Below are 20,884 nucleotides of genomic sequence, written 5' to 3'. Positions count from 1 at the left end.
ATGTATGAATTGAAATTGTCTTCATTGACATTACGGTTTGTGCCTCGTGAGTATGTTGAGTCTATATTTCATGAGTTAAGCCTCCGTCACTATCATAATGTTAAACTTATTGCAAAAGACGCGATTTCACAAATTAGAATATCAAAGAGTAATTCAACTGCAGAAAAAGAAAGGAATGACGGTTATATATGGGAGGTTTTTTTTACGTTTTTTGATAACTTGGCTTCTTTCTGGGGAAGTATCGAAGATAAAAAATACTATAATTCATGGGTTTCTTTGCAAGACTCTTTGGATAGCCTTAGGAGTATTAAAAAATTCTATACTCTTCAGTGTACAACTGTCTTGTTTTTTGAAAAGCAACTGTTGTCATTAGAAAGATTATATCCCTATGGTTTATTTTCAAGTGTTGGTTTTATCGAGTCAAATCATGAGTGTAGTATATGTCATAAAGACATGGATAGTGATGATTGTGAGCATTTGAGAGGTGATTTATACTTCGGTGAAATAGCTTATGCAATAATAAATAAAATAGAACGATTGGATCATATTGCATTGGTGCATTCCCCTTTAGATAAAAGGCTTGTGGTTGGAATTAACGATGATCATCCATCCTTTAAGGTTTTTATCGATATGGTGTCTTTGTTTAATGATAAAAAAATGAATCCAGTTAATTTCTCTGAAGCTATTGTTTTGGATTTTATGAAGAAGAATCCTGATTGGGTTAAAGTATCAAGAAACGAGAGGTGTTTTTGTGGTAGTGGGATAAAGTATAAGAAATGTTGTATCAAAAATGAATATGTAAAGCATCGTCATATAGAATTTAAATCATTTAAGCTGATTTGAATTATTGAGCTGTGAGTGAGTTTTTATTATAAATAAATTTCGTCTTAGTTGTTATTGGTTTTTTAGGGCTGGGGAGAAGTGCAGTAGGGTATGATGCAAATATTGCCTTATTTTTAATAAGGTATGGGGCTATTTATAGATATTATCCAAATGTTAAATATATTTTGATGCCGTACATCGTCAGCGGGGTTGTTGCTGTGTTGTCTGTCATAACGCGGTTCCCTGTACTTAAGACGCGGTGCGGCGATGGGCAGGAATGCTGCCATCGCCGATACCTTGCTAATCAGTTAATTAGCAAATAATGCCTCAGTACGGGGTTTCGATCCAGACTGCCAGCGTTACGGCCTTCTGAACAGCGCAAAGCTGCGTCCCTCCAGTTCAAAATCCTTCTCGCGGGTAATCACCATACCTGGCTTAGCGGTGGAGCTGGTGGTGATCTCCAGCACCCAGCCGCCTTCGCCAAGCTGCGGGATAAGGAAGGGAACATTGCCCTCAAACGGATTGAACAGCATCAGCACGTCATGCCAGATCCCGTCCTCCTGCTGCAGATCGGCGCGTGACAGATAGACGCCCAGCGTGGTGCCATGCTCCCAGTGCTCGGGCAGCTGGAAGCCGCCCCCGGCGTTAAACCATTTTATCTCCATGCCATCGCGCCAGCTCTCGCGCCGCAGCAGCGGTTGCGCAGCGCGCAGCGTCAGCAGATGGCGGGTGTATTCATGTAACTCATCGTCAGCTGGGCGGCGATTTTCCCAGTGGACCCATGAGATCTCGCTGTCCTGACAGTAGCCGTTGTTGTTGCCCTGCTGGCTGCGGCCAAACTCGTCGCCCGCCAGCAGCATCGGCGTGCCGTGGGAGAACAGCAGCGTGGCGAGGAAGTTGCGTTTCTGCCGGTCGCGCAGGGCGTTGATGGTCTCATCGTCGGTTGGCCCTTCGGCACCGAAGTTATATGAACGGTTATCGTTGTGGCCGTCGTTATTGTCCTCGCCGTTGGCTTCATTGTGCTTCTCATTCCAGCAAACAAGGTCATTGAGAGTAAAGCCGTCATGGGCGGTGATAAAGTTGATGCTGGCCGACGGGCGGCGCCCGCGCTGGTCGTACAGATCGCCGGAGCCGAGCAGGCGTGCGGCAAAATCGCTGGAGACATTGTCGCCGTGCCAGTATTCGCGCACGGTGTCGCGATACTTGTCGTTCCATTCGCCCCAGCCCGGCGGGAAGCCGCCAACCTGATAACCCCCGGGGCCAATGTCCCACGGCTCGCCAATCAGCTTCAGTTTTGACAGCACCGGGTCCTGCATAATGGCGTCGAAGAAGCCGCCGCGCGGGTCGAAGCCCTGCGGTTCGCGCCCGAGAATCGTCCCCAGGTCGAAGCGGAATCCGTCGATATGCATCGATTCCGCCCAGAAGCGCAGAGAGTCCAGCACCATCTGCAGCACGCGCGGATGCGAGGTATTCACGGTGTTGCCGGTGCCGGTGTCATTGATGTAATAGCGATGTTCTTCCGGCAGCGTGCGGTAGTAGGAGTAGTTGTCGATGCCCTTAAAAGAGAGCGTCGGGCCAAGCTCGTTGCCCTCCGCCGTGTGGTTATACACCACGTCAAGGATCACCTCGACACCCGCATCATGGAAGGCGCGCACCATATCGCGGAAGCCCTGAATACCCGCCGGCCCGTAATAGCGTGAGGCCGGGGCAAAGAACGCCAGCGTGTTATAGCCCCAGAAGTTTTTCAGCCCTTTATCCAGCAGGTGCTGATCGTCCGGGAACCAGTGCACCGGCAGCAGCTCAACCGAGGTAATCCCGAGGTTTTTGATGTAGTCGACGGTTGCCGGGTGCCCCATGCCTTCATAGGTGCCGCGCAGGGCTTCTGGCAGCGCCGGATTAAGCTGGGTGAAGCCTTTGACGTGCGCCTCATAGATCACCGCATCCGACCAGGCAATCGCCGGGCGATTTTCGTCGTGCCAGTTGAACTCATCCGGGTCGATCACTTTGCACTTGGGCATAAACGGCCCGCTGTCGCGCGTGTCAAAGGTCAGGTCTTTATCTTCGTGCTCAAGATCGTAGGCAAAGCAGGCTGCATCCCATTCAATGTCGCCCACCAGCTCGCGCGCGTAAGGGTCAATCAGCAGCTTGTGGTGATTAAAGCGATGGCCGTTTTCCGGCTCATAAGGACCGTAGACGCGGTAGCCATACAGCGCTCCCGCCTGCAGGCGCGGCACAAAGCCGTGCCACACCTCATTGGTGTATTCCGGCAGTGTCAGGCGTGCAATTTCGTTTTTGCCGCTGGCGTCATACAGGCAAAGTTCTACCCGTTCGGCGTGAGCGGAGAACAGGGCGAAATTCACCCCGTTCTCCTCAACGTTGGCACCCAGACGATAGCTGTAACCCGCGGTTATTTCATAAAGCTGACTGTCCGACATGCTCTCTCCCCATCGTGCAAGTTATGTAGCGACGTTGACGCTGATAGAGGTCAGCGTATGGCGATGAAAATGGCCGGGAAAAGTCCGGTCAGGGTAGTTTCTAAACGTTCGCTGCTGGTTATCTCCTCGCCGTTGAAAATATTACGGTAGCGGCGCTGGGTTAGCCCGGCAGGCAGTGCGATATCGACTCTCACCTGGCAGGTGGCGGCAAAACCGTTTTGCACGGCGCTGAACACCAGGCGCGGCGCGATGGCGATCAGCGCGTCGCTGGCGTCCACTCTTGCCCAGGCGATGAGATGATCCTGCTCAGCATTGGCGGCGGCGAGCGGCAGATAGTCACCGCGGCAAAACAGCGCCGGCAGCTGCTGGCGGATTGCCAGCAGGCTGGCGATCGCGTGCTGGTTGAGCTGCCCGCTCAGCCAGCTTGCTTCCCCGGTGGATATCGGGAACTGCTGCCCGGCCAGCATGCGCTCCAGTGCGGGATAATCCGGCTCGCGGCGGTTGTCGGGGTCGATCAGGCTGAAGTCCAGCGTTTCGCTGCCCTGATAGATATCCGGCACGCCCGGCGCCGTCAGTTTCACCACCGTCTGCGTCAGGCTGTTGACCAGCCCGGCGCGCACAAAGGGCTGCAGCGAGCGGGTAAAGTCCTGCAAAAATGTCAGGTTAGCCGGGGAGAGCAGGTGGTGAGCGTAGTCGAGCACCGCCTTTTCATAGGCATCATTGCTGTCAACCCAGCTGGTGCGCAGCTTGGCTTCGCGCAGCGCTTTCTCCACGTAGGCCTGGAAGCGTTCATCCAGCGCCCTGAGTCCGGCTTCGTCATCCGGCTGCAGCGTGGCGGGCCAGACGCCGGCCAGTGCCTGGTACAGCATCCACTCTCCGGCGGGTTTCGGCGCCGGGCCGTCGGCCAGCAGCGTGACCCGGGCCTGATTCATCTGGCGCCAGCGCATCACGCAGGCTGCCCAAACGTCCGGGGCTTCGGTCAGGGTGTAGAGCCGCGCGCGCGCATCTTCGCCGCGCTTGGTATCGTGGGTGGTGGTGCCGGACAGCGCATCCGGCTGGCGCGCCAGCCGCGTCTGCATCTCCGCGTGGAAGCGGTCGACAGAGAAGGTGCGCGGCAGCGGTTCAGCACCGACTTCGTTCAGCGCCAGCGCCATGTTCTGACGGAAGAACAGCGTATCCTCCACCGATTTTGCCATCAGCGGCCCGGTGAGCTGCTGAAAACGACTGCGCAACTCATCCGCCGTGGCGCGCTGTTGCTCTGCCACTTCACCGTTAAGCACCTGCAGCAGAAATGCCAGCGCGCTGCTGTCCGGCGCATAAGCGCTGGCGCTGAGGTGTTGCGCGGTGCGCTGCAGCAGTGCGCGGCTGTCGGTGGGCATGCCCTGCGGGGTGCCGTAAGTGCGGTACACCGGGAAGGCAATCAATAGCTCGCGCAGCGCCAGGCGCAGTGCCTGGGCATCGGGCGCACGGCTGTCGGCAGCGGCAATGTCACCGAGCAGCGCCGCCAGCCGGGTGAACTCTCCGGCAAAGTTATTCTCGACCATCAGCAGCTTGGCGGCCCGCAGTTCGGCGACCATATTGACCGGTTTGCCGACCACTTCCTGATAAATTTTGCGTAATGCGGGCAGTTTCGCATTATCGACCAGCGCATCGGAGAGCGACGCCATAAAGTCATAGCCGGTGGTGCCGGAAATCGGCCATTCGGCGGGAATATGCTCCTCCTCCGCGAGGATTTTCTCCACCGTGATGTAACAGTCCGCTCCGGCCTGCTGGCGCAGCTGGTCAAGGTAGCCTTTGGGATCGGCCAGGCCGTCGACGTGATCGACCCGCAGCCCATTGACCGCGCCGCTGTGAACCAGTTCGAGGATCAGGCGATGCGTATCGGCAAACACCTGGGGATCTTCAACCCGCACGCCCACCAGGCCGGTAATCTCAAAGAAACGTCGGTAAGAGAGGTTGCTGGCCGCCTCGCGCCAGTTCATCAGCCGCCACGGCTGGCTGTCATGCAGGGCGCTGATGGCTGCCCGATCGGTCAGCTGCAACACCTCGGCCTCGCGCCCCTGCCAGCTGGCGGGTGACAGCGGGTAGAAGCTGTCGTAGCAGGCGAGGGCCGGTTTACCGGTGGTGGGGTCTGGCTTGACCGCAATCTGGCCATTTTCCAGCTCGTGTTCAAAGCCGTCGCCGAGGAAGGGCAGCGTCAGCCGCCTTGACCAGTCAATATCAAAATGGTGGGCATAACGGCTGTCAGCGCCGTGTTCGATCACGTCATACCACCAGGCGTTTTCCAGCGAGGCGGCCATATGGTTGGGTACGATATCGAGGATCAGCCCCAGCCCGGCGCGATGCAGCGCCTCAACCATGCGATCAAATCCGGCGCGGCCGCCGATCGACGGTTCGATCTCGTTGGCGTCCGTCACGTCGTAGCCGTGCGTTGAGTCGTGCGTGGCGGTGAAGATCGGCGAGGCATAAAGATGGCTGATGCCGAGCCGCTGCAGATAGGGCACCAGCGCGGCGGCGCGGTCAAAGGTCATACCATTGCGAAACTGGATGCGATAAGTGGCGCTCGGGATAGTCATGCTGCTTCCTCCTTTGCCAGCCGGACGATAATGGCATTCGGTGCCAGTTCCTCTGCGGCTTCAGGCCAGGCGAACAGGGTGCTGCCGGGCAGTTCAGGCAGGGCGTGTGCGCGCTCTCCTGTGTTCAGCGCCATCGACAGCGTTGCCTGCGGCCACTTCCAGCTGACGGCGAGGAAGCCGGGCGCGGTTTCAATCACACTGCCGCAATTGCCAGGGGCGTGGGCCAGCAGCGGCACCAGATGCTGGTGGCGGATGGCCAGCAGCTGCCGCGTCAGCGCCAGCCACTGCGCGCCTGCGCTGCTCTCAGGCTTCTGCCAGTCGAGCTTCGAGCTGATAAAGGTTGATTCAGCGTTCGGGTCGGGCACGCTCTCATCCATATGATCCTCGTGGCCGGCAAACTCTCTGGCGCGCCCTTCGCGCACCGCTCTGGCCAGCTCGCCGTGAAAATCGGTGAAGAACATAAACGGGTTAGTTTCGCCGTACTCCTCGCCCATAAACAGCAGCGGAATATGCGGCGACAGCAGCAGGGCAGCGTACAGAACCTGAGTACGCTCGCTGCCGGCCAGGCTAATCAGCCGATCGCCGCGCGCGCGGTTGCCGGTTTGGTCGTGATTCTGAATAAAGTCGACAAAGGCCACCGGCGGCTGGCTGCGGCTATCGACACCGCGTTTCTCCCCGCTCTGCGGCGACACTTCGCCCTGATAAGCAAACCCTTCGGTCAGGACGCGGGCGAGCAGTTTCTCCGGCTGCTGGGCAAAATCCTGGTAATAAGCGTGGGTTTCGCCGGTTGCCAGCACGTGCATGGCATTGTGGAAATCATCGTTCCACTCCCCGCTGAACAGCGGCGTGGATCCATCCTGCGCCCGGCGATGCAGGAACGTGACGTTGCGGCAGTCTTCGGTGGTGAGGTGGATTGGGCGGGTGGTGATTTCAGCGCGGATGCGTTCGGCAATCTCAATCAGCACGTGCTTTGGCGAGCTATCGACAATCTGGTCAATGGCGTCGAAGCGTAATCCATCCAGCTGGTACTCCTGCAGCCACCACAGCGGGGCATCGGCAATGTAGCGCCGCACCGCGTCAACGTGATAGGCGATGCCGGGTCCCCACGGGGTGTTACGCGATTGATCAAAAAAGTCCGGGGCCAGCAGCGGCAGATAGTTGCCCTCCGGGCCAAAATGGTTGAGCACGATATCCAGCACCACCGACAACCCAAGGCCGTGTGCCGCATCGACAAAGGCTTTCAGGTCGTCCGGCGTTCCGTAGGCGGAATGCGGCGCATACAGCAGCACGCCGTCATAGCCCCAGCCGCGCTCGCCGCCAAACTGCGACAGCGGCAGCAGCTCAATCACGGTGATGCCGAGTTCTGCCAGCTGCGGCAGTTTACCCATAGCGGCCTGCAAGGTGCCCTGCGGGGTAAAGGTGCCGACGTGCAGTTCATAGAACACGCTCTCTTCCCACGCTCGCCCCTGCCATCCGGCGTTTTGCCAGCGATAGCTGTGCGGGTCGACGACCAGCGAAGGGCCGTTAACGTCCGTTTGCTGCGCGCGCGAAGCCGGGTCAGGCACGGCGGTGCCGTCCGCCAGCACAAACTGATAGGCGCTACCGGGTTTTACGTCTGCAAGCTGCAGCTCAAACCAGCCATCGCCGACGGTGTGCATCGGGTGCTCAACGTTATCCAGCTTCAGAGCGATTTTTTGCTGTCCGCTGGCCCAGAGACGAAAGTTTACCTGACCCGTTTCGTGATATTCGCTACCCCAACCCTTACCCAATGTGCTCGACTGCATTGAATCACCTCGTTATTGAGAACGCCACCAACAGCCGCTGCGCTAAAAATCAATCATAGACCAGATATGCCGACGCTGAAGTAAGAGGGGGCGTTTGATGCCCTGTATCAAAAGTCAGACTTCTGTACCCTTCTGTTATTTGTGGACTTCATCTATATTCGGAGGGGTAGAAACCCATGATAAAAGGAGGGGAGCGATGAACTATCTTAAAGAGTCGGCGGCGCACAAGGTCGAAGAGACCCAGTCAACGATTGTCCTGACGCGCAAAAAAAATTCGCGCTGTGAAGAGTTTGCCCAGATCGTCGAGGCGGTGATGAGAGAGCATCCTGATGCCAAGACGCATATCGACAGTGAAAGCGGCGGCTATGACAAAGTGATCATTCTGAAATAACTGGCCCACCCGGTGGCATTCGCGCGCCGGGTCACCTTTCTGCGGATTTGAAAAATTCCAAAACCCGGCTATCTATTGACCGCCTGATAATTACCTTAGAAATCATTACCTGAGGAGTGTGCGCCAGCACACAAATTCAGCCAAACCCGATTAATCACGCTTTTACCTATGGCAGTAACTGGCCGCAATCACTTCCAATTGACTAGGAATCGTCCTAAAATGACCCCACAAAATAAGAGAGGGCATTATGATCGATTTAGAACTAGGGAACTGGAAAGACTTTATTGAAACCATGTTACGTAAGTAATGAGTTTCATTAAGAAAAGCACGGCGAGCCTGTCAACCGGCTTGATCTTCAGTATCCCAAATAAATAAAAGGCAGCCCTTTCAGGCTGCCTTTTTGCTGCAGACAATCTTCAGGGTTTGTCTCTTACAGCGGCTTCTCTTTCAGCGGGAAGCGCCTGCGCACCACCACGAAGAACAGCGGTACAAAGAAGATCGCCAGTACCGTCGCCGAAATCATCCCGCCCATCACGCCCGTCCCTACCGCATGCTGACTGCTGGAACCGGCACCGTTGCTGATGGCCATAGGCAGCACGCCGAAGATAAATGCCAGCGAGGTCATCAGAATCGGTCGCAGGCGCTGGCGTGATGCCTCCAGCGTTGATTCAATCAGATCGCCTCCGCGGGTATTGAGATCGTTAGCGAACTCTACGATCAGAATGGCGTTTTTCGCCGACAGCCCGATCACCGTCAGCAGACCCACCTGGAAGTAAACATCGTTTTCCAGCCCGCGCAGCCAGGTGGCGACCAGCGCACCGATGACCCCCAGCGGCACCACCAGCATCACCGAGAAGGGAATCGACCAGCTCTCATACAGCGCGGCGAGGCACAGGAACACCACCAGCAGCGACAGCGCGTACAGCGCAGGGGCCTGCGCGCCGGTCATGCGCTCCTGCAGTGACGCCCCGGTCCACTGCAGGCCGATGCCGGTTGGCAGCTGGCTCACCAGCTTCTCCATTACGTCCATGGCGGCACCGTTACTGACGCCCGCGGCCGATTCACCGACAATTTCCAGCGCCGAGTAGCCGTTATAACGCTCGAGGCGCGGCGAACCGGTTTCCCAGTGGGTGGTGGCGAAGGCGGTAAACGGCACCATCTCCCCGTTGGTATTACGCACGTACCATTTACTGATGTCGTCCGGCAGCATGCGGAACTTCGCATCGGCCTGCACGTAAACTTTCTTGACGCGGCCACGGTCAAGGAAGTCATTGACGTAGGTCGAACCCCAGCCGGTTTGCAGGGTGGCGTTGATATCATCCAGCGAGACGGCCAGCGCCTGCGCCTTGCGCTGATCGATATCAATGCGCAGCTGCGGGCTGTCATCCAGACCATTGTGGCGTACGCGGGTCAGCGCAGGGTTTTTCTGCGCCATCTCCAGCAGCGTATCGCGTGCGCTCATCAGGGCGTCGTGCCCCAGCCCAGCGTGGTCCTGCAGCTCCATATCGAAGCCGGCGGAGTTACCCAGCCCGGTAATGGCCGGCGGGCTGCTGGCAATTACCCGTGCCTCCTTGATTTTACTCAAGGCTTTGGTGGCGCGTTCGATAATGGCAAAGGCGGAGTTTTCGCTGTCCTGCCGTTCTTTCCAGTCTTTCAGGCGCACAAACATACGCGCGACGTTCTGCCCGTTACCGCCCGGTCCCGAGCCGATAGTGGCAAACACCGACAGCACGTTTGTCTTCTCTTCGGTCAGGTAATACTTCTCAACTTTCTCCACCACTTTGGTGGTTTGCTGCAGCGTGGAGCCCGGCGGCAGCTGGATCTGCGTGGTGAAGATACCGCGATCCTCCAGCGGCAGGAAGGAGGTAGGCAGGCGCACAAACAGCAGGGCCATAATGGCGATCAGCGCCAGGTAGAGCAGCAGCCAGCGGCCACCTTTGGCGAGAATTCTGGCGACGCCGCGCTGGTAGCGTTGCGCTTGACTGTTGAACACGCGGTTAAACCAGCCGAAGAAGCCGCGACGACCGTGGTGATGCCCCTGCGCCAGCGGTTTCAGCAGGGTGGAGCACAGGGCAGGGGTAAGGATCATCGCCACCAGTACCGACAGCACCATGGCCGAAACAATCGTCACGGAGAACTGGCGGTAAATCGCACCGGTGGTGCCGCCGAAGAAGGCCATCGGCACAAAGACTGCCGACAGCACCAGCGCAATACCCACCAGCGCCCCCTGAATCTGGCCCATTGATTTGCGCGTCGCTTCCCGCGGTGACAGACCCTCCTCACTCATGATGCGCTCAACGTTCTCCACCACCACGATGGCATCGTCCACCAGCAGGCCTATCGCCAGCACCATCGCGAACATCGTCAGGGTGTTGATGCTGTAGCCAAAGGTGTAGAGCACGCCAAAGGTGCCCAGCAGCACCACGGGAACGGCAATGGTTGGGATTAGCGTGGCGCGGAAGTTTTGCAGGAACAGGTACATCACCAGGAACACCAGCAGCACCGCTTCGAACAGGGTTTTCACCACGTCCTCAATCGAGGCTTTAACAAATGGCGTGGTCTCATAGGCGATTTCGGTTTTCAGGCCGTGCGGAAAATAGTGTGACAGCTCTTCCAGGCGGGCGCGCACCAGCTTGTCGGTTTCCATTTCGTTGGCGCCGGATGCCAGCTTGATACCGAGACCAGAAGCGGGCAGGCCGTTGTAGCGGCTGAGGAAGTCATATTTTTCGGCGCCCAGCTCGACTTTTGCCACCTGGCCGAGGGTGACCACCGAGCCGTCGGTATTCACTTTCAGCGTAATTTCGCGGAACTGCTCCGGGGTTTGCAGCAGCGACTGGGAGTTGATGGTGGCGTTCAGCGCCTGGCGATCAACGGAGGGCAGGCCACCGAGCTGGCCGACGGCGACCTGGCTGTTCTGCGATTCGATGGCGCTGACCACATCGGCGGTGGTCAGCGCATAGTTAATCAGCTTATCCGGGTCGAGCCAGATACGCATCGCATACTGCGAGCCGTAGGCATCCACCTGACCGACGCCGTCAATACGGCTGAGGGGATCCTGGATATTACTGGCAACGTAGTCGGAGATATCCTGCTTGTCCATGCTGCCGTCGGTGGAGACAAACGCCACCATCAGGATATTGCTGTCGCCGGTTTTATTGACGGTAACCCCCTGCGACTGCACGTCCTGCGGCAGTTTACGCAGGGCGGCCTGCAGCTGGTTCTGCACCTGCTGGCGCGCTTCATCCGGGTTGGTCCCGGCGCTAAAGGTGAGGGTGATGGTGGCCTGGCCGGTGTTACTGCTCTGCGACGACATGTACATCAGATTGTCGATGCCGGTCATGTTCTGTTCAATCACCTGAGTCACGGTGTTTTCCAGCGTTTCGGCAGAAGCACCCGGATAGTTAGCCGTAATGCGTACGTTGGGGGGAGCCAGATCGGGATACTGTTCAATCGGCAGCGAGACAATCGCCAGGCCGCCGGTTAAGCACAGCAGGATCGCCAGCACCCAGGCAAAAATGGGGCGGTCGATAAAGAAATTCGCCATCTCGAGCTCCGCAGCGTGTTATCTGAGTAAAGAGTAGAAGAAAAGAGTGCCGGTATTTCCTGCGGCGTTAGGCATATTGCGTCCAGCGCGGAGCAAAATTTTTAATTTATTCAACACGCTCCGGCAGTTAATCACTTTACCTGCCCGTGTGTCAGTAATCGTGGAGAAAATGAGGAGAATATGTAAATTATCGTACGAAAGCGGCCCCGGCCAGTTACAGGTTGGCGTGCGGGCTGGATAACCAGAGCACGGTGGCGGCCACGCGTGAGTGCACGTTTAGCTTACGCAGCACATTGCGGATGTGCACCTTCACGGTCTGCTCTGAAATCGCCAGGCAGTCGGCTATCTGACGGTTCGCCAACCCGCTTGCCACCTCACGCAAGACTTCACGCTCGCGCCCGGTGAGAATACTCAGCCGATCGGCCTGCTGTACTGCGGCGCCATAAATCCCCTGCAGAGCCGCGCTCCAGGCCTTACCGCCCTGCGCAACCTTGACGATCTCTGCCAGCAGTGGCTCCGTTTCGGTGCGTTTTAGAATCACTCCCTGAACGCCGGAAGTCATCAGTGCCGAAAAGTCAGCGCACTGCTGGTTTATTAACACCGCAATCTGCGAATCGGCCGAAGCGCCGCGCAGCGCACTGATCGCATCAGGGTAGGGCATATCGCTGATTTCACGCTCCAGCAGGATCAGGGTGGGGCGCAGGCTGCGCGCTCTGCTCACCCCTTCGGCACCGCTTTTTGCCTCTACTATCAGCTTAAAACGCGGGTCTTGCGCCAGCAGGCTGTGCAGTCCGTAGCGTACCAGCGGGTGGCTTTCGATAATCAATACGCTGAAATCGTGATCTTCCATAACCTTCACTCCTTGCCTGCGGACGGCGAATTGAGGGCAACGTACTCTCATCACCCTTTCAATCAAGTGGGTAGTGTAATGCCGGCAGGGAGTTTGCAGAAGTAGCAAAAGCGGGCACTTTCACGCCCTGTTACATCAGTTGGCTTTTGACATACTTCTTGACGTTTGGCGCCAGTTGGCTGGTTTTTCGTTGACAATGCTTTAACGCTTTTACCTAACCCTCACCCTGCTTTTCATTGAACCAGGCCATAATTAACCCATCAACCGCGTTAAGTAGTGAGATTGACCGCAAGACCCCAGCATTACCCTCATCCCTGTATGTCCCTGTGTAGTACTTAGTGTTTTCACTGACCGACCGCAAATTGTGGTCGGTTTTTTTATGCGTTCTCCGACAAAAATCACAAAAGCTCACGATTTCGGTCGTGGATTTTTTGCGTCAGTTAATCAGAACGGTTAGGATGCATCGCCGCATTTTCCCTGCCTGCGTCAAGAATATAACTACAGCTGGCAGGGGAGTTGTTCAGACATGCGACAGTGTACGCAATCGTTTGGTCGGCATCTTCGAAAACAGATAAGAAAACAGGATACCCGGGACAGGTAGCCGCATCACTCTTTTGTGGACAGGACAACTAGGATAGAAAATGAAAGCTGATAAAAAATCTGGCGCAGACAAACGCGCTGCAAGAAGACGTTGGTTAAATTCTCATGATTCCGGCTACCATAAAGCTATGGACAACCGTCACGTTCAGATGATTGCCATCGGCGGCGCGATTGGTACGGGTCTGTTCCTCGGAGCAGGCGCCCGCCTGCAGGCAGCGGGGCCGGCGCTGGCGCTGGTCTATTTAGTCTGCGGTATCTTCTCCTTCTTCATTCTGCGCGCGCTTGGCGAACTGGTACTGCACCGCCCGTCAAGCGGCAGCTTCGTCTCCTACTCCCGTGAGTTCCTCGGTGAAAAAGCCTCTTACGTGGCGGGCTGGATGTACTTCGTCAACTGGGCGATGACCGGGATTGTGGATATCACCGCCGTGGCGCTCTACATGCACTACTGGGGCGCGTTTGGTGATGTGCCGCAATGGGTGTTTGCCCTTGGCGCGCTGGCCATTGTCGGCACGATGAATATGATCGGCGTGAAGTGGTTCGCCGAAATGGAGTTCTGGTTTGCGCTGATTAAAGTGCTGGCGATCGTGATTTTCCTGGTGGTCGGTGTGGTGTTCCTCGGCAGCGGCAAGCCGCTGGACGGTAACGCGACCGGCTTCCATCTGATCAGCGACAACGGCGGCTTCTTCCCCAATGGTCTGATGCCGGCGCTGGTGCTGGTGCAGGGGGTGGTGTTTGCCTTTGCCTCAATTGAGCTGGTGGGCACCGCCGCGGGGGAGTGTAAAGACCCGAAAACCATGCTGCCAAAAGCGATCAACAGCGTGATCTGGCGTATTGGCCTGTTCTACGTCGGCTCGGTAGTGCTGCTGGTGCTGCTGCTGCCGTGGAATGCCTATCAGGCCGGTCAAAGTCCGTTCGTGACCTTCTTTACCAAGCTGGGCGTGCCTTACGTCGGCAGCATTATGAATATCGTGGTACTGAGCGCAGCGCTTTCCAGCCTGAACTCCGGCCTCTATTCAACCGGGCGTATCCTGCGCTCGATGTCGATGGGCGGATCTGCGCCGAAGTTCATGTCGAAAATGAGCGGCCAGCAGGTGCCTTATATGGGGATTCTGGTCACCATCGGCGTATACATCATCGGCGTGTACCTGAACTACGTGGTGCCATCGCGCGTGTTTGAGATCGTACTGAACGTTGCGGCGCTGGGGATTATCTCTTCCTGGGCATTTATCGTGGTGTGCCAGATGCGCCTGCGTAAAGCGATCAAAGAGGGTAAAGCGGAAGATGTGAGCTTTAAAATGCCGTGGGCGCCGTTTACCTCCTGGCTGACGCTGCTGTTCCTGGCCAGCGTGCTGGTGCTGATGGCGTTTGACTACCCGAACGGCACCTACACCATTGCGGCTATCCCGCTGATTGCCGTGGTGCTGGTACTGGGCTGGTTTGGCGCCCGCAAGCGTGTGAATGCGCTGGCGCAGGAAGAACATAACCACTAATCGCCATCGGCGAAGTGCTCAGGTCATCACGGTAAGGGTCAGGCATGCCTGACCCTTTGTCTTTCAGATAGTTTTCCCTCGCGTTGCGTTCTAAGATGGCAGACTCCCGATTCATCTCAACGGAGCCTGTATGTCAGCCAAGATCGACGTCATCAAAAATAAAATCCTGTCAGAAAACTGGTTCACCCTGCGCAACTTTACCTACGAGATCACCGCGAAGGACGGCTCCACCCTCCGCCACAAGCGCGAAGTGTACGATCGTGGCAACGGCGCCACTATCCTGCTGTACAACCGCGATAAAAACAGCGTGGTGCTGACGCGTCAGTTCCGCATTGCCACCTGGGTTAACGGCAATCCCAGCGGCATGCTGATTGAAGCCTGTGCCGGGCTGCTTGATGATGATTCGCCAGAAGACTGCATCCGTAAAGAAGCCATTGAAGAGACCGGTTACGCGGTGGGCGAAGTCGAAAAGCTGTATGAGCTCTACATGTCGCCGGGCGGCGTGACCGAGCTGATCCACTTTTTTGCCGCGGAATATAGCTATGCCCAGCGCGATAACGCCGGGGGCGGGGTAGAGGATGAGGATATCGACGTGCTGGAAGTGACCTTCCCGCAAGCCTGGGCGATGGTCAAAGATGGCCGCATCAAAGATGGTAAAACGGTAACCCTGTTACAGCATGCCCTGATTGAAGGCTGGCTGCGTCTGAGTTGAATCTGACCACGACTGTCCGATAAATCCGATTGAGGCCCCGGGCGCAGCAACGCATGATGGAATCAGTGCACAGATCGTCTGTGCTAATATTCTTCTTTGCCTCACATCACCGGGACCCCTCGATCAATGCCTTACTGGACGAAATGGTCAGTGCTGCCCCTGTTTTTGTTTGCGGCAGCGTTGCAGGCCCAGCCGTTACAGAAGACTTTTTCTGACTGGCAGATTACCTGCAACAACCTCAACAGCTGCGAAGCGCGCAGTTTCCCTGGCGATAACGGGCTGGCAATGACGCTGGAGCGTGCGGCGGGGAATAATGCCCAGGCCGAACTGCGCATCGATTATGGCAACCGCTACAGTGGCGAACTGACGGGCGGCGCGCTGCGCGACAACCTGCTGCTGGATGGACGACGGCTGCAGCTCGACCTTAAACACTGGGATGTGGAGCCGCACCACCTGCTGACCCATCACGCTATCTCTATCGATGAATTCCTCGCTCAGGTGATGGATGCCGATGCCATCCAGCTGCTCTACCGGGCGGATGCCACGGTGTCGCTGCACGGCCTGAAGGCGGCGCTGCTGCTGATGGATGAGGTGCAGGGGCGCGTCAACGGTGCCAGTGCCTGGATTAAGCGTGGCGACCGCGCCGCCTGGGATGTACCGCCGGTGCCGGCGCTGCCGCAGGTTGCCCCGCCGCCGCGCCCGCCGCTGGCACTGACGCACGATGAAACCAGCGGGCTGATCGATTTCGGCACCTGGCGGGTTAACAGCGATAGCTGTTCGCTTAATCCGCAGCGGCGCGAGGTCAGCGTTTCTCCCTTGAACGATGAGAAGGCACTGCTGCTGGTGAGCTGTGAAATGGGGGCGTATAACACCATCGATCTGGCGTTCGAAGTGACGCGCAGCCAGCCTTATGTCTCCAAAAGCGTCACGCTGACGCTGCCGTTCGCACCGCCCGAGCAGAGCAGTAAACAGCTGGAGCTGGTCAATGCCGACTTTGATGCGGCACGCGGTGAGCTGCTGACCTACAGTAAGGATCGCGGCTTGGGCGACTGCGGTGTGGCGACCCGCTGGCAGTATAATGGCCGCGAGTTTGTGCTGGCGGAATACGCCCAGGAGAGCACCTGTGACGCCTGGCACAGCAGCGACCAGTGGCCGACGCTGTGGGTCAGCAATAATACGCCACCGCCCGCGACTGCCAGCGTGGAGATGCAGCCTTAACGTTCTTTTCTTTATTCCCCGCTTAATTTCGTGCAGCCCATTGATGTGTCATGGGCTGCACGCCTGCGTCTGCTTATCCCCGCCCTGAAACTCTGTTGATATTAACGCTCTGAAGTACTGAGCACCTGGCTATTCACTTTCTCATTTTTCAAACCAGATAACTGGAAGGGCTGTTCACACCGCAAAGACGCGGGACATGGAGTAAAGATGAAAGGAAATAGAATAAAGTTTTATTGCGGGCATGCAGGTATTCATTCCCAGGATGGGGGAATTACCTTTACTGCCGGGCTTACCGCTATTACCTCTAATGATGGTCCGGGGTGGGGCAATACCACCGATCCCGGTGGTCACACGATCCATCATTATACCGGCGGCAAAGGGGGTAATTCACATAATACCGGTAATGCGGGCGGAAATGGGGGGAGTCATACTTCATCATCAGAAGATGATTTGAAAAGTCACCCAGAATTACAGGCGATGATGTTGCCCGGCGTGCCGATGTCGCTGGCTGTTATTAGCGGCGGATGGGGAACCACGCTGAATACCAGCACTTCTGTCAGTGCGGCGATGGATGAGGCTTTAGCCCGACTTGGAGCGTTGGCCGTGGATGCTTTACCCTACGCGGGGCGTCTGGCGGGCATGGTGGTTGGCATGTTGATCCCTTCCTCGCTCAGTGGTAATGACATGGTGTCGGTGGTCGATACTTTGCCCGCAGGCCTGCTGACTAAAGAAACGATTACCACCCAGCCAGCCGTCAGGACTCAGTTACGGATTCAGGATGTCATTGTTGATGGTAAGCAACAGCTGGCGCTGGTGAAGCCTGCTCCGGCGCAGTCTCAGGTCTAAGTTGTGCAGGCGACGGCAACCAGCCGACCGGGGGTATTTACCGCCAGCGTGGTGCCGGGTAAACCCGCTCTGACGATTAAAATTGATACCTCTCCGGCAAAAAATGTCACGCCCAGCAGCTCGAAAACCGTCACCGCCAGCACGCCTGCCAGTGTTGAACTGCTACACGCGGTGCCGGGCAATCAGACTCACGATGCCATCATCTCCTTTCCGGTTGGCAGCCATATTGCCCCGATCTATGTCACGGTCACACCCGCTCTGCCGCAAAAACAGCTGGATGAAAAAAAGCAGCAGTTAGCGGCGCAGCAGGCCGCCTGGGATAAACAGCATCCCGGCGAGACGCTGCAGATGAGGCTGAAGCTGGCACGTAGCGATCGCGAAACGTGCGTCAGAGCGCTGGCGGCAACCAGAGCGCAGCAGCAGCGCTGGGCGCAGGAGCTTGACCAGGCCAGGGCGACATCGAAAACGAGCCAGGCGACGATAGACCAGATAGCCGCTGAGATGATCGACAAATTTTACCAGACCCTGACTGGAAAAATGACGCTGGCGCAGTTCAAGACACTTTATGAGGAGAAACAAAAGATTGTCGAATCGTTGAAGGCGCAGCATGACAACGCTCCGGCAGAGATTTTCCTCGCCCAGGCTAAGCTGGCTGTCATTGCACCAAAGCTTGAGTTACTAAATCAGACTAAAGTCGCTGCCGATAAGACGCTAGGGCTGCTGCTGCAACAGTTACGCGACAGCGCTAACAAACAGTTGGCGGGCGCGAATGTTTTCCCGCTGCGCGGCTACGGCAGCAACACGCCGCCGGGCTTTAGCTATCTGGGAAATGGTTACGCCGGGCCGACGGCGGCGCAGTCCGCTGCCTACACGCAAAACCTGCTGGCGGCGGCTGCACGGCTAAAACCGCAGCCGCACGGGGATATCAGCATCACCACCACCGGGCTGGAGCTGGATACCCAGGCGTTATGGCAGTCCGGCAAGCTCAACAGCACGGATTTCAGTCAGGTATTTCTGGCGGCGATTTCCCCGGTGGTGATTGGCCTGACGAACGCAGGCGCACTGCGGGCCGCAGTGGGTAAAAGCGTCAATACGTCTCTGCGCGGGCAGCTGGCAGTTTACGCGGGGGCGGCGTATCTGCAGCTGGTCAGAACGCAGACGCCGCAGCCGCTGCGCGTGCTGTCAGCCACCCTCGATCCGCAGAGTGACTATTACCAGTTCACGCTGCCTGCGGATATGGCTGCCGGTCGGCCGCAGATTCTGGTCAGCCCGGCAAATGCTCCCGGGGCTAACGGCCCGATTGTGCTGGACGGCCCGGCGCCGTTACCGAGCGCGTTTATTCATACCGGCGGCAATATCATCAGCCTGCCCGCGCTGAGCGCCACGGTACTGCCGCTACCAACGGTGAAAAGCTGGCGCGACTTTATCCTGGTGTTCCCGGACGGTTCCGGCATTCAGCCGCTGTATGTCATGTTGCATAGCCCCTATGGGGAGTGGAATACCCAAGGTAAATACAGTGGCCGTAAATATAACAGCGAAAAGTGCGGTGGGCCGATACGCGACCTTGACTGGCGCACGGCAGATATTGATGCTGCTGGAGTGGAGCTGGTGAAAATACACGTGAAGCGTTTTGGTGCATCATCGGGTAATGATGTAATGGTGCAACGTTTAACGGATATTACTGGTGGCAAGATCGCCGCCACGGATACCGATAAACGTTTTTACACTCATGAAATTCGCGAGCTTGAGCGCTACCGTGCGTTGGGCTATGCCGATAACGAAACGGATGGTGTAACATGGAATAATACCCACTCGGCAACTCTTGAAGATTATAAAATTTCTGATAAGGGTAATGATCTTTATACAAATGAGGCATTGGATGCTTTCGAAAGAGAAGAGGAGGAGATAAAGAAATGATTGACCTTAAAAGTTTGATTGAAAATGAATCTTTAGCAGATGTTGCCTGTGCATTGGCTGGAAGTGGAGGCGAGCAAGTTTTTTCCTACGTAAGTTTAGATCGACTTTATAGTAGATATAAATTTGAAGTTATTCAAAGTTTTGAGTTTCAAAATACATTGGGGGTGTTGATTGAAAAGCAAATTCTTAATATGTCATCCACAATGGGCCTTTCACGTGGTATTAACTGGAAGATGCCTCAGTGTCGTAAGGATAAAAAATATGGCTTTGAATGAGTTTATATAAATTCAGCATTATTTGACTAACAGAACCCCCGTAGTACCATTTAGTTTAAATCGCCCCAAAGGGGGCGATTTTTTTGTGATTTATTTTGAGGAGATTGTTCACTCTTTCCCATAAAATTTCTACACCCATGAAATCCGCGAGCTGGAGCGTTACCGGGCGCTGGGCTATGCGGATAACGAAACGGATGATGAGGTATGGAACAATACCCATTCGGCAACGCTGGAGGATTATAAGCTTGCTGATAAGGTTTTGAATTTCTATACACAAGAATCCCTGGATGCAGATCTTAAGGACGAGTTGGAGAGAAACAAATGATTGATGTAAAATCTCTTATTACGAACGAAACTATAGCTGATGTAGCATGTTGTCTGGCAGGTACTGGAAGTGAACGTACAGTATCTTACATTTTTTTGGATAGGCTTTACTCGCAATATAATCCCAAGGTGCATGAAACTCGAGAATTTCGTGATGTTATTCGCCAATTGGTTGATAAACAAATTCTGGATATGTCTCCTCAAATGGGCCTTTCTCGCGGAATTAACTGGGAAATGCCACAGTGCCGCAAGGATAAAAAATATGGCTTTGAGTAAGTTAGCATTAAGTATAGCAAGGTTTATCTAACGGTATGCAGCTATACGCTTTAGCCTGAATCGCCCCATGTCTGGGGCGATTTTTTGTTATTTATATCCAGGTGGTAGTTAATCATTCCGATAAACGCTTTTACACTCGTGAAATCCGCGAGCGGGAGCATTACCGTGCGTTGGGCTATGCGGATAGCGAATCGGATGATGAGACATGGAACAATATCCATTCGGCAACGCTGGAGGATTATAAGCTTGCTGATGATTATAAATTGCTTTATACGCAGAATGCTTTGGATACTGAGGATTCAGATACGGATAGGGGGAGTAAATGATTGATTTTAATAGTCTGGTGATTAATGAATCAATATTCGATGTTGCTGCATCGTTGGTTGGAAACAGTGGGGAAGGTCTTTCATATATTACTTTGGATAGGCTATATTCCAGATTTAAACCTGAAGTTCACCAAACCGGAGAGTTTCGATCTGCAATTCGGTTGCTTATTTATTTGCAGGTGTTAACTATGTCGAAGCAGATGAAGTTAACTCGTGGTATTAACTGGAAGATGCCTCAGTGTCGTAAGGATAAAAATATGGCTTTGAGTGATCAATTCCTGCGATATTTTGAACTGTTCAATCTGCGCTAAGCAGAAAAGCCGCCCAATGGTGTTTTGCTGCTTTTTTCACAAGAAGTCTGGTGTTTCTCTCTGCGCAGGAATATATTTCCTCCCGCTGCTCTGCCTGTCTTTTCCTGCAGGACATGTGAACAATAATGTCTGCTAACATGATTGTTCACACCATAAAAAAACCGCCTTCCGGCGGTTTTTTTTTTCA

At 55.5% G+C, this 20,884-nt stretch carries 15 protein-coding genes and 1 pseudogene; 11 read left to right on the top strand and 5 right to left on the bottom strand.

Features of this window, described 5'->3' with window-relative positions; all coding sequences use genetic code 11:
* Positions 1-843 carry a YecA family protein gene (locus J2Y91_RS01725; protein ID WP_253536877.1) on the top strand — a complete coding sequence of 281 codons (843 nt, stop codon included), beginning with the start codon at positions 1-3 and terminating at the stop codon, positions 841-843.
* Between the two features lie 338 nt (positions 844-1,181).
* On the opposite strand, the gene glgX is transcribed toward J2Y91_RS01725, so the two are convergent.
* Genes glgX through treZ form a run of 3 tightly spaced genes read right to left on the bottom strand, consistent with a single transcriptional unit; the run spans position 1,182 to position 7,617 of the window.
* On the bottom strand, positions 1,182-3,257 hold the full coding sequence (glgX, locus tag J2Y91_RS01720; RefSeq protein ID WP_253536876.1) for a glycogen debranching protein GlgX: 2,076 nt from the start codon (positions 3,255-3,257) through the stop codon (positions 1,182-1,184).
* Positions 3,258-3,307: 50 nt separating this feature from the next.
* Positions 3,308-5,833 carry a malto-oligosyltrehalose synthase gene (treY, locus tag J2Y91_RS01715; protein ID WP_253536875.1) on the bottom strand — a complete coding sequence of 842 codons (2,526 nt, stop codon included), beginning with the start codon at positions 5,831-5,833 and terminating at the stop codon, positions 3,308-3,310.
* Complete coding sequence (treZ, locus tag J2Y91_RS01710; protein WP_253536874.1) at positions 5,830-7,617, bottom strand: malto-oligosyltrehalose trehalohydrolase; 1,788 nt, start codon at positions 7,615-7,617, stop codon at positions 5,830-5,832. Before treZ ends, treY begins: the two co-directional genes overlap by 4 nt.
* Before the next feature lie 196 nt (positions 7,618-7,813).
* Between treZ and J2Y91_RS01705 the strand changes: the two genes are divergently transcribed.
* Together J2Y91_RS01705 and ypfM are read left to right on the top strand one after the other, a co-directional pair.
* A complete protein-coding gene (locus tag J2Y91_RS01705) occupies positions 7,814-8,008 on the top strand; it encodes a hypothetical protein (protein ID WP_048915236.1) in 195 nt (64 codons plus the stop codon).
* 247 nt (positions 8,009-8,255) lie between these two features.
* Positions 8,256-8,315: a protein YpfM gene (ypfM, locus tag J2Y91_RS01700; RefSeq protein WP_118665656.1), complete on the top strand. Its 60-nt coding sequence runs from the start codon at positions 8,256-8,258 to the stop codon at positions 8,313-8,315.
* A 123-nt stretch (positions 8,316-8,438) separates the two neighbouring features.
* Here the strand turns inward: ypfM and acrD are convergent, their stop codons facing one another.
* Positions 8,439-11,552, bottom strand: a complete 3,114-nt coding sequence (gene acrD / locus J2Y91_RS01695) for a multidrug efflux RND transporter permease AcrD (RefSeq protein ID WP_133623098.1) — start codon at positions 11,550-11,552, stop codon at positions 8,439-8,441.
* Positions 11,553-11,766: 214 nt separating this feature from the next.
* The gene (locus J2Y91_RS01690) at positions 11,767-12,402 is read right to left on the bottom strand and encodes a LuxR C-terminal-related transcriptional regulator (RefSeq protein WP_133623099.1); all 636 of its coding nucleotides are present in this window, start codon (positions 12,400-12,402) and stop codon (positions 11,767-11,769) included.
* Between the two features lie 641 nt (positions 12,403-13,043).
* On the opposite strand from J2Y91_RS01690, the gene ansP reads away from it, so the two are divergent.
* The 8 genes and pseudogenes from ansP (at position 13,044) to J2Y91_RS01650 (ending at position 20,697) form a co-directional block, all read left to right on the top strand.
* Entirely contained in the window at positions 13,044-14,492 is a 1,449-nt protein-coding gene (gene ansP, locus J2Y91_RS01685; protein WP_133623100.1) for an L-asparagine permease, read from the top strand.
* A gap of 130 nt (positions 14,493-14,622) precedes the next feature.
* Positions 14,623-15,204 carry a GDP-mannose pyrophosphatase NudK gene (gene nudK, locus J2Y91_RS01680; RefSeq protein WP_133623101.1) on the top strand — a complete coding sequence of 194 codons (582 nt, stop codon included), beginning with the start codon at positions 14,623-14,625 and terminating at the stop codon, positions 15,202-15,204.
* Between the two features lie 126 nt (positions 15,205-15,330).
* Positions 15,331-16,422, top strand: coding sequence for a DUF1176 domain-containing protein (locus tag J2Y91_RS01675; RefSeq protein ID WP_133623102.1), 1,092 nt, complete (start codon positions 15,331-15,333; stop codon positions 16,420-16,422).
* Positions 16,423-16,629: 207 nt separating this feature from the next.
* Positions 16,630-17,577: pseudogene (locus J2Y91_RS01670) on the top strand (colicin-like bacteriocin tRNase domain-containing protein); the annotation flags it as partial.
* 39 nt (positions 17,578-17,616) lie between these two features.
* Entirely contained in the window at positions 17,617-19,185 is a 1,569-nt protein-coding gene (locus tag J2Y91_RS01665; RefSeq protein WP_366521323.1) for an S-type pyocin domain-containing protein, read from the top strand.
* Positions 19,182-19,460 (top strand): hypothetical protein, encoded by a 279-nt coding sequence (locus J2Y91_RS01660; protein ID WP_133623104.1) that lies wholly within the window; start codon positions 19,182-19,184, stop codon positions 19,458-19,460. Before J2Y91_RS01665 ends, J2Y91_RS01660 begins: the two co-directional genes overlap by 4 nt.
* Before the next feature lie 321 nt (positions 19,461-19,781).
* Positions 19,782-20,060, top strand: a complete 279-nt coding sequence (locus J2Y91_RS01655) for a hypothetical protein (RefSeq protein ID WP_253536872.1) — start codon at positions 19,782-19,784, stop codon at positions 20,058-20,060.
* Between the two features lie 322 nt (positions 20,061-20,382).
* Positions 20,383-20,697, top strand: coding sequence for a hypothetical protein (locus J2Y91_RS01650; RefSeq protein WP_253536869.1), 315 nt, complete (start codon positions 20,383-20,385; stop codon positions 20,695-20,697).
* The last annotated feature ends 187 nt before the right edge of the window (positions 20,698-20,884 follow it).

Origin of the sequence: Erwinia aphidicola (assembly GCF_024169515.1) — a bacterium.
Taxonomy (GTDB): Bacteria; Pseudomonadota; Gammaproteobacteria; order Enterobacterales; family Enterobacteriaceae; genus Erwinia; species Erwinia aphidicola.
Note: the sequence above shows the minus strand (reverse complement) of the source record. Positions and strands in the feature narration are given on the sequence as shown.